The 16,602-nt window shown below is 70.7% G+C and carries 14 protein-coding genes; all 14 read right to left on the minus strand.

All coding sequences use genetic code 11. The features are described from left to right. Positions 1–165: 165 nt before the first annotated feature. Positions 166–1,458: a DivIVA domain-containing protein gene (locus ACFXMF_RS40780; RefSeq protein WP_360305073.1), complete on the minus strand. Its 1,293-nt coding sequence runs from the start codon at positions 1,456–1,458 to the stop codon at positions 166–168. A gap of 45 nt (positions 1,459–1,503) precedes the next feature. Continuing rightward, a complete protein-coding gene (locus ACFXMF_RS40785) occupies positions 1,504–1,788 on the minus strand; it encodes a YggT family protein (RefSeq protein WP_020552920.1) in 285 nt (94 codons plus the stop codon). 65 nt (positions 1,789–1,853) lie between these two features. Continuing rightward, complete coding sequence (locus tag ACFXMF_RS40790; protein WP_026218733.1) at positions 1,854–2,498, minus strand: cell division protein SepF; 645 nt, start codon at positions 2,496–2,498, stop codon at positions 1,854–1,856. A 73-nt stretch (positions 2,499–2,571) separates the two neighbouring features. Next, on the minus strand, positions 2,572–3,297 hold the full coding sequence (locus ACFXMF_RS40795; RefSeq protein ID WP_360305070.1) for a YggS family pyridoxal phosphate-dependent enzyme: 726 nt from the start codon (positions 3,295–3,297) through the stop codon (positions 2,572–2,574). Between the two features lie 43 nt (positions 3,298–3,340). Beyond that, positions 3,341–4,072 (minus strand): peptidoglycan editing factor PgeF, encoded by a 732-nt coding sequence (pgeF, locus tag ACFXMF_RS40800; protein WP_379992164.1) that lies wholly within the window; start codon positions 4,070–4,072, stop codon positions 3,341–3,343. 96 nt (positions 4,073–4,168) lie between these two features. Beyond that, positions 4,169–5,344, minus strand: a complete 1,176-nt coding sequence (ftsZ, locus tag ACFXMF_RS40805) for a cell division protein FtsZ (RefSeq protein ID WP_379992165.1) — start codon at positions 5,342–5,344, stop codon at positions 4,169–4,171. Positions 5,345–5,635: 291 nt separating this feature from the next. After that, positions 5,636–6,484, minus strand: a complete 849-nt coding sequence (locus ACFXMF_RS40810) for a cell division protein FtsQ/DivIB (RefSeq protein WP_379992166.1) — start codon at positions 6,482–6,484, stop codon at positions 5,636–5,638. Positions 6,485–6,504: 20 nt separating this feature from the next. Beyond that, positions 6,505–7,599, minus strand: coding sequence for an undecaprenyldiphospho-muramoylpentapeptide beta-N-acetylglucosaminyltransferase (gene murG, locus ACFXMF_RS40815; RefSeq protein WP_360305467.1), 1,095 nt, complete (start codon positions 7,597–7,599; stop codon positions 6,505–6,507). 5 nt (positions 7,600–7,604) lie between these two features. Beyond that, complete coding sequence (gene ftsW / locus ACFXMF_RS40820; protein ID WP_360305062.1) at positions 7,605–8,924, minus strand: putative lipid II flippase FtsW; 1,320 nt, start codon at positions 8,922–8,924, stop codon at positions 7,605–7,607. An 11-nt stretch (positions 8,925–8,935) separates the two neighbouring features. Next, complete coding sequence (gene murD, locus ACFXMF_RS40825) at positions 8,936–10,435, minus strand: UDP-N-acetylmuramoyl-L-alanine--D-glutamate ligase (protein WP_379992211.1); 1,500 nt, start codon at positions 10,433–10,435, stop codon at positions 8,936–8,938. Between the two features lie 6 nt (positions 10,436–10,441). Beyond that, entirely contained in the window at positions 10,442–11,500 is a 1,059-nt protein-coding gene (gene mraY / locus ACFXMF_RS40830) for a phospho-N-acetylmuramoyl-pentapeptide-transferase (RefSeq protein ID WP_355537423.1), read from the minus strand. After that, the gene (gene murF, locus ACFXMF_RS40835) at positions 11,497–12,918 is read right to left on the minus strand and encodes a UDP-N-acetylmuramoyl-tripeptide--D-alanyl-D-alanine ligase (protein ID WP_360305060.1); all 1,422 of its coding nucleotides are present in this window, start codon (positions 12,916–12,918) and stop codon (positions 11,497–11,499) included. The genes mraY and murF overlap by 4 nt, the downstream gene beginning before the upstream one ends. Then, positions 12,915–14,588: a UDP-N-acetylmuramoyl-L-alanyl-D-glutamate--2,6-diaminopimelate ligase gene (locus tag ACFXMF_RS40840; protein WP_379992210.1), complete on the minus strand. Its 1,674-nt coding sequence runs from the start codon at positions 14,586–14,588 to the stop codon at positions 12,915–12,917. Before ACFXMF_RS40840 ends, murF begins: the two co-directional genes overlap by 4 nt. Before the next feature lie 93 nt (positions 14,589–14,681). Then, positions 14,682–16,602: peptidoglycan D,D-transpeptidase FtsI family protein (locus ACFXMF_RS40845; RefSeq protein WP_380021081.1), on the minus strand; the 1,921-nt coding region annotated here is incomplete at its 5' end.

Genomic DNA, 16,602 nt, shown 5'->3' on the forward strand with positions numbered 1-16,602 from the left:
TTGTTTTTTTTTATTATCACACTGGACCGGGCGGGGCGGGCCGCCCCCGCCCCCCCCCCCCAAAACCCCCTACCAACCCCAAAACCCCCCCAACCCGCTCACGCCCCCGCCCCCCCGAAGGGGGCGGGCGCTTCTCGGATGTGCCGACCGACGCTCAGTGGCCGGTCAGTTGTCGGGGTCCTCGTCGATCAGGAACCCGCGCATCGGCGAGGGCTGCTGCATCTGCTGCGGCTGCTGCGGCTGCGGACGCACCGGCGACATCTGCTGCGTCATCGCCGGGCTCATCTGCTGCCCGATCGACGGCGTCATGGCCGGCGACATCGACGACGGCTGGGACATCGACGGCGACATCGACTGGCCCATCGACTGCGACATCGGTACCGGCGCCGACGACATGGCCGGCGGCAACGAGGCCGTGGCCGGGGTGCGCGGCGGCGCGAGCGAGTCGTCGGCCTGCGACTCCAGCTGACGAAGCTGGCTTTCCAGGTACGACTTCAGGCGCGTGCGGTACTCACGTTCGAACGCACGCAGGTCGTCGACCTTGCGCTCGAGCGTGGCGCGGGCGCTCTCCAGAGAGCCCATCGCGACGCGGTGCTTCTCCTGCGCGTCCCGCTCCAGGGCGTCCGCCTTGGAACGCGCGTCGCGCTCCATGCCCTCGGCGCGGGTGCGTGCCTCGCCCACTATCTTGTTCGCCTCGGAGCGGGCCTCGGCGATCGCCTGGTCCGCCGTCTGCTGCGCCAGCGCGAGCACCCGAGCGGCGCTGTCGCCACCGGGGTTGCCCATCTGTTGTTGCTGCTGCTGCGGTCCACCCGGACCGAGCTGCGGCGGGCCGCCCTGCAACTGGTGCTGCTGCAGCTGCTGCTGGTGCTGCGGCGGACCCTGGAGCTGGTGCTGACCACTCATGTTCGGGTTGCCCATGCCGGGGCCGCCCTGCATCTGGTGCTGACCGCTCTGCAGTTGGTGCTGCTGACCGGGAAGCTGGTGCTGGCCGCTCATGCCGGGGCCGCCCTGCAACTGGTGCTGCGGCGGGCCCTGGAGCTGGTGCTGACCACTCATGCCGGGACCGAGCTGCTGCGGGCCCCCCATGGGGTGCTGCTGCGGTCCACCGGGACCGAGCTGCTGCGGGCCGCCCTGCATCTGGTGCTGGCCGCCCTGCATCCCCTGCGGGCCACCCATCTGGGGCGGCGGGGGAACGGGGGTCGGCCCGGATATGGCTGCCGGGACGGGTGCGTCGGGGCGTTCGCGCTCCTTGCGCTGCTGAGCCTGCTGCTGACTCTGCGCGGCGGCACGGGTCGCCGCCGCGAGTTTCGCCCGCAGGTCCTCATTTTCCCGGAGAAGTCGGGTCAGTTCGCCCTCGACTTCATCGAGGAACGCATCGACCTCGTCCTCGTCATAGCCCTCACGGAGACGGACGGTCGTGAACTGCTTGTTACGCACGTCTTCGGGGGTCAACGGCATCTCTTCACCTCAGCGTGATCGTCGGCATCGGACAGACGGTACCGCTTACAGCCTGCCCACGACGGAGATCAGGATGTAGACGATGATCATCAGTACGAAGAAGGACAGGTCGAGTGCTACACCCCCGAGGCGCAGCGGAGGAATGAACCTGCGCAGCAACTTCAACGGTGGATCGGTGATGGAGTACGTGGCCTCCAGCAATACCACCATGGCCCCGCGCGGCTCGTACGACCGCGCGAACTGGAACACGTAGTCCATCACCAAGCGGAAGAACAACACGATCAAAAAGCAGTAGAGCACGATGCGGATGATCTCCAGCGCGATGCTCATTTACCTGCCCCCTCGTGTGCCGTCCCTCTGGTCAGGACCGCACCTAGCCTCAGTTTTCGCACACCTCAGCTCTGATTGAAGAACCCGCCCTCGGCGATGCGGGCCTTGTCCTCGGCTGTCACATCGACGTTAGCAGGCGACAGGAGGAAGACTTTTTGGGTGACCCGCTCGATGCTGCCGTGCAGGCCGAACACGAGACCCGCGGCGAAGTCCACCAGGCGCTTGGCGTCGGTGTCCTCCATTTCCGTCAGGTTCATGATCACGGGCGTGCTCTCGCGAAAGTGCTCGCCGATCGTGCGGGCTTCGTTGTAGGTACGCGGGTGCAGCGTCGTGATGCGGTAGGGCTCACGTTCGCTGACGACTTTGTGTACGGTCACCGGTGTGCTGCTCTCGGGACGGCGTTCGGGCATGGCGGACACTGTTGCGCGGTGTTCTTCAAGGCGGCCTTCGTCGCGAAGGGCCCCCGCTTCGCGAAGGGCAGTAGCTCCACGAACGAGATCCTCGCGACGTTCCCGCGATTCCCCACGCGGTTCGCGTACTTCACGTGGCTCCTCACGACGCTCGTCCCGCCGCTCCTCGCGGCGATCGGTGCGCTCGACCCGGTCGCGGCCGTCCTGGCCGATGTCGTCCTCATCGTAATCGTCATACTCGTAGACATCGTCCTCCACGAGGCCGAGGTAGACCGCCATCTTGCGCATTGCGCCGGCCATGTTCCGCTTCCTCCGGTCTCACGGTGGATCGGCTGAGGTCACCGTGGGTCGTGCGATCCACTTCACGGCGACGCTACCGGAGGGAAGGCCGGACTCCGAGCACCGCAGTACCGATGCGTACATGTGTCGCCCCGGCCTCGATGGCCGCTTCGAGGTCGTTGCTCATCCCCGCGGAAACCATGTTTGCAGTCGGATGGGCTTCGCGTAGGCGGGTTGCGATTTCTCGCAACCCGGCGAACGCGCGGGCGGGTTCGACACCGAGCGGAGCCACCGCCATCACCCCGCCGAGAATCAGGTTCGGCGCACCGGCGACCACGTCGGCGAGTTCGTCCAGATCGGCGGCAAAAACCCCACCGCGGGCCGGGTCTTCATCCAGGCTGACCTGCAACAGCGCGGTGATCGTGCGCTGTTGCCGCTCGGCCGCGGCGGACAACGAACGGGCCAGCCTGACTCGGTCGAGCGAGTGCACCACATCGGCGTAACCGGCCACCGATTTGGCCTTGTTGGTCTGGAGTTGACCGACGTAGTGCCAGGTGAGGTCGAGGTCCTCGGTGGCCTTCGCCTTGGGCGCCGCCTCCTGGTCGCGATTCTCGCCCACGTCGCGAACGCCGAGTCCCGCGAGCAGTCGCACGTCGCTCGCCGGATACGTCTTGGTCACCACCACGAGGGTGACGTCCGCGCGCGGGCGACCGGCACTCGCGCACGCGGCGCCGATCCGGTCCTCGACGGCGGCCAGGTTGGCGGCGAGTTCGGCACCTCGACGGGCGCCGTCCGCGGTCGGCTGAGCGTGCGTTTCCATTCGTCCATCGTCGCCGACGAGGGGCGGACCCGCCCGGGCGGGGTCAGCTCTGCGCGAGCCACACGTAGCCGGCGATCCGACCCGTGCGCCGGTCCCGGCGGTAGGAGAAATGGTCGCTCGACTCGCGGGTGCAGATGTGCGATTTCTCACCCGACACAACCCCCTGCGCGGCGAGTTGCGCCCACACTCCGGCCGGGATATCGAGCCCCGGAGTGCCCTCGCGGGTGCGTGCGCGGGCCGCCGGGACAACTGCGGACACTTCGTCGCACATCGCCTGGGGAACCTCGTAGCAGGCGCCACAGACGGCGGGCCCGGTCCGGGCGAGGATCCGCGCCGGGTCGGCGCCGAGCTTGCACATCGCCTCGACGGCGGCCGGCACGATGCCCGCGGCCAGCCCCGGTCGGCCGGCATGCGCGGCGGCCACCACGCCGGCCTGCGGATCGGCGAGCAGTACCGGGGTGCAGTCGGCGACCAGAACCGCGAGCGCCAGCCCCGCGGTCGCGGTGACCAGGGCATCGGTGGCGGGCAACGGCTCGGCGGACGCGGCGTCGACGACGGTGACGGTACCGCCGTGCACCTGGTTCATCCACACCACCCGTTCGGGTGCCAGACCCAACGCCTCGGCGGTGCGCGCGCGGTTCGCGGCGACCACGCCCGGGTCGTCACCCACATGGTCGCCGAGGTTCAACTCGTCATACGGCGCGACGCCCGTGCCGCCCCACCGGTCGGTGAAGGCGAAACGGGCGCCGCCGGAGGCGGCCCTTCGCGTGAACACGTCGGGCCCACTCCCTGTGTCGAAATTCTTGTGTCGATTTATCGAGAGTGTCGTAGCGCTCGCGTGTTTTGCCGCGAATGTCACGACTTCACGGTGCTACGACTTCATGAAGGGCGGGATGTCCAGATCCAGGTCGTCCTTGATCGGCTCCGGCACCAACGGCGTGCGCGGGCTCGGGGGAACCGGCGTCTGGTAGGTGGTCGGCGGCGGGGTCGGCTCGTGCAGCACGCCCGGACCCTGGTTCTGGGTCGGCCGCCCCACCGGCTCCGGCCGCGACGCCTGGGTCGTGGTCGCGGGCTTGCCCAATTCGCTCTTGGACGGCGGCTGCCCGCCGTCGAAGCCGGCCGCGATCACGGTGACCCGCACCTCGTCGCCGAGGGCGTCGTCGATCACCGCGCCGAAGATGATGTTGGCCTCGGGGTGCGCGGCCTCGCTGACCAGTTGCGCGGCCTCGTTGATCTCGAACAGGCCGAGGTCGGAGCCGCCGGAGATGGAGAGCAGCACGCCGCGGGCGCCGTCGATGGACGCCTCCAGGAGCGGGCTGGAGATGGCCATCTCGGCCGCCGCCACCGCCCGGTCGTCCCCGCGCGCCGAACCGATCCCCATCAGCGCCGAACCCGCCTCGGACATCACCGACTTGACGTCGGCGAAGTCCAGGTTGATCAGGCCGGGCGTGGTGATCAGATCGGTGATGCCCTGCACACCGGACAGCAGCACCTGGTCGGCCGAGCGGAACGCGTCCAGGACGCTGACCTGCCGGTCGGAGATGGACAGCAGTCGGTCGTTGGGGATGACGATCAGGGTGTCGACCTCGTCGCGCAGTTGCGCGATGCCGTCCTCGGCCTGGTTCGCGCGACGCCGTCCCTCGAAGGTGAACGGGCGCGTGACCACACCGATGGTGAGCGCGCCGAGCGAGCGGGCGATGTTGGCCACCACGGGGGCGCCACCGGTGCCGGTGCCGCCGCCCTCGCCCGCCGTGACGAAGACCATGTCGGCCCCCTTGAGGACCTCCTCGATCTCCTCGCGGTGGTCTTCGGCGGCCTTGCGGCCGACGTCGGGGTTCGCGCCGGCGCCGAGGCCGCGGGTCAATTCCCGGCCGACGTCGAGCTTGACGTCGGCATCGCTCATGAGGAGGGCTTGGGCGTCGGTGTTGATCGCGATGAACTCGACGCCCTTGAGACCGACCTCGATCATCCGGTTGATGGCGTTGACACCGCCACCGCCGATACCGACCACCTTGATGACTGCGAGGTAGTTCTGGGGTGCTGCCACGTCGAAGGCCTCTCGCCTCGAGTTCCGGTCGGCGTGCCGTGGTTCCGGCATGCCGACATTTGCCGACTTGGGGAGGTCGGGACGCGATTTCCGCGAGCCACCAAAACCCTCACCCTCAGGTATAGAGTTACACCGATTCGCATCGAACGCCGCCGATGCGAACGGTGCGGATTACTGCTTTGTCAACCTGGGGGCTAGGCCGACACTAGGTCCCCATCGGACACGGTTCAACGAACACGCCGAACCTGTCCCTATTGTTTTATCGCAGTGCCGGGGTGCTTCCGCTCCTCGTCACGGCGTGATCGGGGTCGAAACCGCCGCGGCGGGTGCGACCGGGGGTAACGGCTGGGCGGGCGCGGGCGGCGCCACCGAGGGCAACGGTTGGGTCCGGGTCACCGGCGCGTCGGGCGCGCTGACGTCGTAGAACTTCGCCGGTCGTGGCAACAGCGCCGCGAGTACGAGAGCCTTGCGGTCGGACGCTTCGGCTCCGCCCCACACCACGGTCTCGCCCTTGTCCAGCACGAGCACGATGTCGTCCCGGGTTCGCGCGGTGATGTCGCGCACACGTTGGGCGACCGGCGGTGGCAATGCCGTGACCACCTGGACCACCCCCCGTAGTGTTTCCCGACTCACCGTGTCGGCGTCGGTCTCGACCACCGGCACCCCCACCGGTGCGGCGTCCACCGTACCGAACCGTACGCCGTCCTTGTCGAACTCCGCGTAGCGGCCCGCGGCCGGCACGACCAGCGCGGTCACCCGTTCGCGCACCGAGATCCGCACGGTGTGCGGCCAGTCCCGCTCGACGTGCGCCGAGGCGACCCGCGGGATCGCGGCCACCCGGGCCCGGATCGCGTCGAGGTCGATCCCGGCCAGCGGCTCGCCGATGGGCACCGCCGCGACCCGGGCGACCTGATCCCGGGGCAGCGTGCCCGTTCCGCCGACGGCCACCGTGCGGGTGTCCAGGAGGGGCGAGTGATAGACGATCCCCCACCCGGCCCCGGCGAGCAGCACGAGCAGCACCAGGACGAGGAGCGGGCGCAGATTGGTCCAGCGCCGCCGCGGGCCGCGCCCGGCCTTGGCCGGACGCCCCGGGCGGACCTTGGCCGGACGCCCCGGCGCGCGCTCCCTCGTCTCGGGCAAGAACGCTCCTCGGCCTGCGACTACTGCGGCAATCGCGCGGCGGCGATCGCCTCGTGGACCATCCGGACCAGTTCCTCGTCGGCGTCGCGCCGACCGAACTCGGCCGCCGCCTTGCCCATGTCGTGCAGCCTGCGCGCGTCGGTGAGCACCGGCAGCACAAAGGAGCGGATCCAGTCCGGCGTCAGGTCGGCGTCGTCGACCAGCAGGCCGCCACCGGCCTTGACCACGGGCTGCGCGTTCAGCCGTTGCTCGCCGTTGCCGATCGGCAGCGGTACGTAGGCCGCGGGCAGGCCGACCGCGGCCAGCTCGGCGCAGGTCATCGCGCCCGCCCGGCACAGCACCATGTCGGCCGCCGCGTAGGCCAGGTCCATCCGGTCGAGGTAGGGCACCACGACGTAGGCCGGGCCGCCGGGCGGCGAGCTGATCTTGAGTTCGTTGTTGGGCCCGGCCGCGTGCAGCACCTGGACGCCCTCGGCGAGCAGTTGCTGGGCGGTGGCGGCGAGCGTCTCGTTCAGCCGTCGGGCGCCCTGCGAACCGCCGAACACCAGCAGCGTGGGCCGCATCGGGTCCAGGCCGAACATCGCGCGGGCCTCGTCGCGCAGCGCGTTGCGGTCCAGCGTGGCGATCGCCCGGCGCAGCGGGATGCCGATGTAGCGGGCCCCGCGCAGTTTGCTGTCCGGCGTGCTCACCGCGACGAATCGGGTGTAGCGGGCGCCGATCTTGTTGGCCAGGCCCGGCCGGGCGTTGGCCTCGTGCACCACCGTGGGCACCCCTTGGCGCTTGGCCGCGAGGTAGCCCGGCAGCGCGACGTAGCCGCCGAAGCCGACCAGGCAGGACGCGTTGGTCCGTTCCAGGACCGCCGCGGCCTCGCGGATGGTGCCGCGCAGGCGACCGGGAACGGTCATCAGCTCGGGCGTGGGCTTGCGCGGCAACGGCACGGCCGGGATCAACGCGAGTTCGTAGCCGCGAGCGGGAACGAGCTTGGTCTCCAGGCCCTTGGCCGTGCCGAGCGCCGTGATACCCACATTGGGGTTCTGGCGGCGCAGCGCGTCCGCCAATGCCAGAGCGGGCTCGATGTGCCCGGCGGTTCCTCCGCCGGCAAGGACGACATGCACCTGATTCACCCATCCCTGCGCGGCAGGATCCGCGCGAACGCTCGACGAACCGCCCCGGGCCCGCGTGCGGCGAGCGCCGCCTCGGCCTTTGGCTCACCTCGGGCGAAGGACAACAGCATGCCCACGGCGAACATGGTCGGAAGCAGGGCGGAACCTCCGTAGGACACCAATGGCAACGGCACTCCGGCGATCGGCAGCAGGCCGAGCACCGCCCCGACGTTGATCATGACCTGGGCCATGATCCACGCGGTCGCGCCACCCGCGGCGAGCCGTACGAACTGGTCTTTCGTGCGACTCGCGACGCGGATACCTGCATAGCCTAGGGCCGCGAAGAGGGTGAGTACGGACAGCGTCCCCACCAGACCCAATTCCTCGCCGATGACGGCGAAGATGAAGTCTGTATGCGCCTCGGGCAAAGTGCCCCATTTGCCGTAGCTTGTCCCGATTCCACTGCCGAACCAACCGCCCGTGGCGAGCGAATAGATGCCCTGGGCGGCCTGCAGCGTGCTGCCGTTGGGGTCGGAGAACGGGTCCAGGAATCCCGCGAAGCGGGCGGCCCGGTGCGGCTTGAGCACGATCAGCACGGTGGCCAGCACGGACACCACGGCGATCGCCATGGCGAACAACCGGCCGGGCGCGCCGGCGATCCACAACAGCGCGAGCACCAGCACGGTGATGATCATCGCGGTGCCCATGTCACCACCGAGCAGCACCAGGAACAGGATCACCATGGCCCCGGGCAGCAGCGGGACGAACATGTGCCGCCACCGGCCGAGCAGCCGGCGCTTGCGGGTGAGCACGTCGGCCCCCCACAACACCAAGCCCAGCTTGGCGAACTCGGAGGGCTGGATCTGGAACGAGCCGAAGCCGATCCAGTTCCGGTTGCCGTTCACCTCGATGCCCAGACCGGGCACCAGGACCAGGCACAGCGCGCCGACGCAGCCGATCAGGAACGGATAGGCCAACCGGCGATACCAGCGCAGCGGCAGACGTGACGCGATCCACATCAACGGGAAGCCCATCGCGACCGCGATCAACTGCTTGGTGAAGATCGCGTCGAAGGAGCCGTAGATCGTCCGGGAGGTGATCTGCGACGCGGAGAGCACCATCACCAGACCCAGCACGGTCAGCAGCAGGCCCGAGCCGAGCAGCAGGTAGTAGGCGGTGAGCGGGCTGTCCAGGGCCCGGCGCACCTCGCGGCGCGCCGATCCGGGCGCGCGCGCCGGGTCGGCGCGCGGTTTGGGCAACCGCGAACCGCCCCGCGGCCGCCGCTTGTCGGCGGTGGGCGTGGGGCGTGCCTCGCGAGTCTGCGGACCGGCGGCCATCGCTCGCCCGGTCAGCCGGCCGCTGGGTCGAGTCCGCGAACCGCGTCGGCGAAGGCGTCGCCGCGCTTTCCGTAGTTGGCGTACATGTCCATCGACGCGCACGCGGGCGCGAGCAGCACGGTGTCCCCGGGCCGCGCCAGCGCCGCCGCCTCACCCACCACCAGTTCCATGGCCCCAGTGTCGGTCGCGGCGACCTCGACCACGGGGACATCGGGGGCGTGTCGCGCGAGCGCGTCCTTGATCACCGCACGGTCGGCGCCCATCAGCACCACCGCGCGCAGCCGGTTCTTCGCGCCGGAGACCAGGTCGTCGAACGAGGCGCCCTTGGCCAGGCCGCCCGCGATCCACACGATGTCCCGGTAGGCGGCCAGTGAGGCCGCCGCGGCATGGCCGTTGGTGGCCTTGGAGTCGTCCACGTAGTCGACACCGGCCACCGTCGCCACGTGCGCGATCCGGTGCGCGTCCGGCCGGAACGCGCGCAGCCCGTCGCGCACCGCCACCGGCGGCACGCCGTAGGCGCGGGCCAGCGCGGCGGCGGCCAGCGCGTTCGCCACGTTGTGCGGCGCGGGCGGGTTCACATCGCCCACGGTGGCCAACTCGGCGGCCGTGCTGTGCCGATCGGCCACGAACGCCCGGTCGGCGAGCAGATCCTCGACCACCCCGAAGTTGGACAGGCTCGGCGGGCCGAGCCCGAAGCCGACCGCGCGGCAGCCCTCCTCGACCTCGGCCTCGTGCACGAGCTGCTCGGTCTGCGGGTCGGCCAGGTTGTACACGCAGGCGATCTGGCAACCGCCGTAGATTCGGCCCTTGTCCGCCGCGTACGCCTCCGGCGAGCCGTGCCAGTCCAGGTGGTCCGGCGCGATGTTGAGCACCGCCGCGGCCAGCATCCGCGGCGCGCCGGCGTCGTCCTTGGGGCTTTCCTCCCAGGTCGGCAGCCAGTGCAGTTGGAAGCTGGACAACTCCAACGCGAGTACGTCGTAGGCGGGTTCGCCGTCCCCGTCGCGGGCGAGCACCGCGTCCACCACGGGCGTGCCCACGTTGCCGGCCGCCGCGACCCGTTTGCCGGACGCCTCCAGGATCGAGGCGAGCATGCGCACGGTCGTGGTCTTGCCGTTGGTGCCGGTGATCGCCAGCCACGGCGCGGGGTTCTCCCGCGGCCGCAGCCGCCAGGCCAGTTCGACATCCCCCCACACCGGCACACTCGCCGCGCGCGCGGCGGCGAACAGCGGCTTGGTGGGCCGCAGTCCGGGCGAGGCGATCAGTACGTCCACCCGTTCCGGCAGGCTCTCGTCGTCGCCCAGGCGCACCTCGACGCCCACCGCGCGCAGTTCCTCGGCGCGCCGCCGGGCGTTGTCGTCGTCGACGCCGTCGATCGCCACGACGCGCGCGCCCAGGCCGTGCAGCGCCCGGGCCGCGGAGGCACCGGTGACCCCGGTGCCCGCGACACAGAACGACAACTCGGCCCACGGCGCACCGTGATGGGTGAAGGTGCTCAGGTCTGTCTTACTCACGTCTCTTTAAGTTCCCGTAACCCAGCCCGCGTAGAAGATGCCGATCCCGAGAATGGCGCACAGGCCGGCGATGATCCAGAACCGAACCACGATGAGTACTTCGGTCCACCCCTTGAGTTCGAAATGGTGCTGGAGTGGCGCCATTTTGAACACCCGTTTGCCGGTCATCTTGAAGTAGCCCACCTGGATGATCACCGACAGCGAGATGATCAGGAACAGGCCGCCGATGAGCGCGGACAACAGCTCGGTGCGGGTCAGGATGGCCAGCCCGGCGAGCGCGCCGCCGAGTGCGAGCGAACCGGTGTCGCCCATGAAGATCTTGGCCGGTGACGTGTTCCACCACAGGAAGCCGAAACACGAACCCATCATCGCCGCGGACACGATCGCCAGGTCCAGCGGATCGCGCACGTCGTAACAGCCCACGCCGGGCGCGTTCAGGCAGGACTGGCCGTACTGCCAGACCCCGATGAAGGTGTACGCGCCGAACACGATCACCGAGGCCCCGGTCGCCAGACCGTCCAGACCGTCGGTGAGGTTGACGCCGTTGGAGTGCCCGGCGATCAGGATGTAGGCCCAGATCACGAAGAACACCGGCGTCAGGTCGAGCGCGGTGTCCTGCACGAAGGACAGGTGTGTGGACGCCGGGGTGAACCCGCGCGCGTCCTTGAACTGGATCGCCAGGAGCGCGAACGAGATGCCCACGAAGGACTGTCCGGCCAGCTTGGCCTTGGCCCGCAGACCCAGACTGCGCTGCTTGACGATCTTGATGAAGTCGTCGACGAAGCCGACCAGGCCCAGGCCCGCCATCAGATACAGCACCAGCAGCGCGGACGCGCTGGGTGTCTCCAGGGTGATCGCCTTGGCGCCGCCGTAACCCGCCAGCGCCGCCAGGATGATCACCGCGCCGCCCATGGTGGGCGTACCCCGCTTGCTGTGGTGTCCGGCCGGACCGTCGTCCCGGATGAGCTGGCCGTAGCCACGCTTGACCAGGATCCGGATCGCGAGCGGCGTACCGATCAGCGACAACACCAGGGCGATGCCGCCGGCGATGAGGATGGCCCTCACCCGTGCACCTCCGCGTTGCTCACGTCGTCCCCGGCGGCGTCCGCCAACAGCGCGGCCGCGAGCCGTTCCAGGGCCACCCCTCGGGACGCCTTCACCAGTACGACGTCGCCCGGGGCCAGTTCGCCCCGGAGTAGTTCGACGGCCGCCTCTACGTCGGGCACCAGCACCGACTCCTCACCCCACGAACCCTCGTTCTTCGCGCCCATGTCGATCCAGGCGGCCTCCCTGCCGCCCACGGCCACCAGCCGGTGGATGTTCAGGCGTACCGCGAGTCGCCCGATCGCATCGTGCTCGGTCAGCGACTCCTCGCCCAGCTCACGCATCTCGCCCAGCACGGCGAACGTACGATTGCCGCCCGCCATCGCGACGAGCGCCTTGAGCGCGGCTCGCATCGACTCGGGGTTGGCGTTGTACGCGTCGTTCACGACGGTCACCCCGTCGTCCCTGCGGGTCACTTCCATCCGCCAGCGGGAGATCGTACCGGCAGCGCCGAGGGCCGCCGCGATGTCCTCGACGGTCATGCCCACTTCGCGTGCCACCGCGGCACACGCGAGAGCGTTCGCCACGTGGTGCTCACCGTACAGGCGCAAGATCACCGGCGCACTGCCCTCCGGCACGCACAGCGTGAAGGAGGCTCGGCCCTGCTCGTCGAGTGTCACGTTCTCGGCCCGTACGTCCGCCTTCGCGCTCTCGCCGAAGGTGACCACGCGGGCCTTGGTGCGCTGCGCCATCGCCCGCACGAGCGGGTCGTCCTGGTTGAGCACCGCCACGCCGTCGGCGGGCAGCGCCTCGACGAGTTCGCCCTTGGCCCGGGCGATGCCCTCGCGACCGCCGAACTCGCCCATGTGCGCGGAGCCGACGTTGAGCACCAGGCCGATCCGCGGCGGGGTGATCTCGCACAGGTAGGCGATGTCGCCGATGTGGCGTGCGCCCATCTCGGCGACCAGGTATCGGGTTTCCTCGGTCACGCCGAGGACGGTCAGCGGCAGGCCGATCTCGGTGTTGAAGTTGCCGCTGGGGGCGATCGTGGGACCCATGCGGGCGAGCACCTGGCCGATCAGGTCCTTGGTGCTCGTCTTGCCGGAGGACCCGGTCAACGCGATCACCGTGGTGTTCGGCAGTCGGCCGGTGATCACCCGGGCGAGCACGCCCAGACCGCGGACCACGTCGTCCACGACGATCGCCGGGACATCGAGGTCGTGGTCGGCCAGGACCGCGACGGCACCGGCCTCGATCGCGGCGCGCCCGTAGTCGTGCCCGTCGACGTGTTCGCCGCGCACGGCCGCGAACAGCGAGCCGGGGCCGACCTTGCGGGAGTCCACGACCACCTCGGCGGTGATGCGGGCGTTCGGGTCCGCGTCGCCCGCGAGCCGCCCTCCGAGAGCTTTCGCGATCTCGGCAAGAGTGGTGGAAATCACTGGTTCGTCTCCTCGGCACGCGAGGTGCCGGTCGCCGGGACGCCTGGGTTCGGGGTCTCGGACGTCGGGGTGTGCGTTGATGGTGCGGGAGCCACGATCCTCGCATCGTCGGACTGCTTCGGGGACGCGGGGCCGCCGTGCATGGTTCTGGCCGCCGCGCGACGCAGCTCGACGCGGTCGTCGAAGGGGTGTTTGACCCCGTTCGCGAACTCCTGGCCCTGCTCGTGTCCCTTGCCCGCGACCACGACCGTGTCGCCCGGGCCGGCCTGCTCCACCGCGAGCCCGATCGCCGCGACCCGATCCGGCTCGACCAGCACGCTGCCGTGCGGGTCGGCGAGGCCCGGGATGCCGGTGAGCATCTCGGCCAGGATCGCCGACGGGTCCTCCGAGCGCGGGTTGTCGCTGGTGAGCACGACCCGGTCGGCGAACCGGGCGGCGGCGGCGGCCATCAGCGGGCGCTTGGCCCGATCCCGGTCGCCGCCCGCGCCGAGCACGATGGTCAGCGTGCCGGCGGTCACCGGGCGCAGCGCGCCCAGCAGCGTCTCCACCGCGTCCGGGGTGTGCGCGAAGTCGACCAGGGCCAGGAACAACTGCCCCGCGTCCACCCGCTCCATCCGCCCGGGCACGCCCGGGGTGCGGCCCACGCCCTCGACCGCGTCCGCGAGCGATACGCCGCCCGCGGTCAGCGCGACGATCGCCAGCAGCGCGTTGGAGACGTTGAACGTGCCGGCCAGCCGCACGCTCGCCTCGGCCTTCTGCCCGTCCGGGCCCACCACGGTGAAGCGGCTGCCGTCCGGGCCCGGGTCGATGTCCTCGGCCCGCCAGTCGGCTTCCGGGGCGCCCGCCGCGGACACGGTCAGCACCGGCACGCTCGCCGTCTTCGCGAGCCGACGCCCGTAGGCGTCGTCCACGTCGATCACGCCGATCCGCGAGCGGCGCGGGGTGAACAGCTCGGCCTTGGTCTCGAAGTACTCCTCCATGGACGCGTGGAAGTCCAGGTGGTCCTGGGACAGGTTGGTGAACAGCGCGACGTCGTAGACGGTGCCGTCCACCCGGCCCAGCGCCAGCGCGTGGCTGGAGACCTCCATGACCGCGGCGGTGACGCCGTTCTCCCGCATCGACGCGAGCAGCGCCTGCACGTCGGTGGCCTCGGGGGTGGTGCGCACGCTGGGCACCACCTCCTCGCCGATCCGGGTCTCGACCGTGCCGATCACCCCGGTCGTGCCGCCGCCGGCGCGCAGTCCGCCGTCGAGCAGGTAGGCGGTGGTGGTCTTGCCGTTGGTGCCGGTGACGCCGAACAACACCAGGTCCTGCGCGGGCCGCCCGTAGACCCAGGCGGCGATCTCACCCAGTCGGCCGCGCGGATCGGCGACCACCAGGGTCGGCAGGCCGCTGTCGGCGGCCAGTTCGGCGCCCGCGGGGTCGGTCAGCAGGGCCACCGCCCCTGCCGCGGCGGCCTGTCCGGCGAACGCGGCACCGTGGAAGTTCTCGCCGGGAAGCCCGGCGTACAGATCCCCCGGGCGCACGGCCCGCGAGTCGTGGGTGACACCCGTCAGCGTCGTCTCCGGGTCGCTCGGGGCGCCGGTGAGGGGGACGGAGACGAACCCGGCCAGGCCGGTCAGCGGTTGGGGGCGCACCTCGGCTGGGCGGCGCAGATCACGGTTGGGCACGGCGGGCAGGCTACCGCGCTTTGGGCCGTCGACTCGTCCTCGGTGGTGCCGCGACCGGCGACGGGGAAGCCGTCGCGAACGGGCGCGGCACCCTCACCACTCGATCGGCAGGTCCAGCGGCGCGCTGCCGCTCGGGGCGATCCGGCGGCTCTGCAGGGCGAACGTCATCACCTGTTGGAACACCGGTGCGCACAGGCTGCCGCCGCCGCCGTCGATGCCCGGCGCCTGGAGCGTGACGGACACCACGACCTGCGGGTTGTCCGCCGGGGCGAAGCCGATGAAGGACGTCGTGTAGCCGTTGTAGCGGCCGGTCTTGGGGTCGACCCGGTTCGCGGTGCCGGTCTTGCCCGCGACCCGGTAGCCGGGGATCCGGCCGTTCTTGCCGGTGCCGCCGTCGTCGGCGACCACCGTCTCCAGCATGTCGCTCACCTGGCGGGCGGTCTCCGGGCTGACCACCACGTTCGACTTGGGTGCCTCGGCGGGCTTGAACTTCCCGTCCGGGCCGGTGCTGCCCTTGACCAGGCTCGGTTCGATCCGCACGCCGCCGTTGGCGATGGTCTGGAACACCGAGGTGGCCTGGACCGAGTTGACCGACAGGCCTTGGCCGAACGGGATCGTGTACTGCTGGCTGCCGTTCCACTTCTGCGGCTGGGCCAGGATGCCGGGGGTCTCGCCCGGGAACTTCAGCCCGGAGGGCTGTCCGACGCCGAACCGGGTCAGGTAGTCGTGCAGCTTGGCGTTGGCCTCGGCCCGGTTGGGCGAGAGTTGTTCCGAGGCCAGGATCGTGCCGATGTTGCTGGACTTGGCCAGCACGCCGGCCAGGGTGAGCTGCTGGGTGGGGTGGTCGTGCTCGTCCTTGAACAGTTGGTCGGCGCGCGCGAGTCGGTTCGGCACGGTCACGTGCGTGCCGGGGGTGGCCCGGCCCTCCTGGATGACCGCGGCCATGGTCATCACCTTGCCGGTGCTGCCCGGCTCGTAGGCTTCCTCGACGGCCCGGTTGCCGAGGTTGTGCACGTCGCCGGGGCCGATGTGGTTGGGGTCGTAGCCGGGCGCGGTGGCCATCGCCAGGATCTGTCCGGTGCGCACGTCCTGGACCACGACCGTGCCGGATTCGGACTTGGTCTCGGTCACCTTGGCGCCGATCAACTGCTCGGCGTACCACTGGAGGTCGCGCGAGACGGTCAGTTGTACGTCGGCGCCGGGCACCGCCTCGCGGCCGGTGAGGTCGGAGGTGGGCACCCGACGGCCGTAGACCATCTCCTGGGTGGTCCGGCCGTCCTTGCCCGCCAGTCGGCCGTCCAGGGTCATCTCCAGGCCGCCGCCGCCGTGGCCGGTGGCGTTGACGAAGCCGACCAGGTTCGCGCCGACCGGTCCGGCCGGGTAGACCCGCTTGCTGTGCTTGGTCGAGTAGATGCCGACCAGGTCGTTGCGGCGTACCTTGCCCAGGTCCTTCTGCACCTGGCGGATGTGATTCCACACCGCGGGCTCGACCTGTGCGGCGAGCACCACGTAGCGCGACTTGGGGGTGCGCAACTTCTCCTCGATGGCGACCGGGTCGCCGTTCACGAGCGGGGCCAGCGCCAGCGCGGTGGCGTGCGGGTCGTACTTCTGCACCTGGGCCGGGTCGGCGGTGACGTCGTACGCGTCCACCGACTTGGCCAGGCTGACCCCGAAGGCGTCGGTGAGCGAGCCGCGTTCGGCCGGGACGTTGACCGTCTGGGTGCGCTTGGCGGCGGCCTGTGCGGCATAGGCGGGCGCGTCCAGGGCCTGCAACTGGAGCAGCCGGCCGGCGAACAGGGTCAGCACCACGCCGAGCGCGATCAGCCCGATCCGCAGCCGCTTGCGCGGGTCGCCCATCCGCACGGCGGGCCGAGGCCGGCCGGCCGGATGCGCGTCGTGGGTGCGACCGGGCCGGGCCGCCCCCGGGCGCGGTCGGGCCGGGCGCACCGGGCGAGCGCCGGCGTGGTCGGCCCGAGCGGCGTCCCGAGCGCCGCGCGCACCCTCACCGCCGGTC

The organism is Embleya sp. NPDC059213, from assembly GCF_042754445.1.
Classification (GTDB): domain Bacteria; phylum Actinomycetota; class Actinomycetes; order Streptomycetales; family Streptomycetaceae; genus Embleya.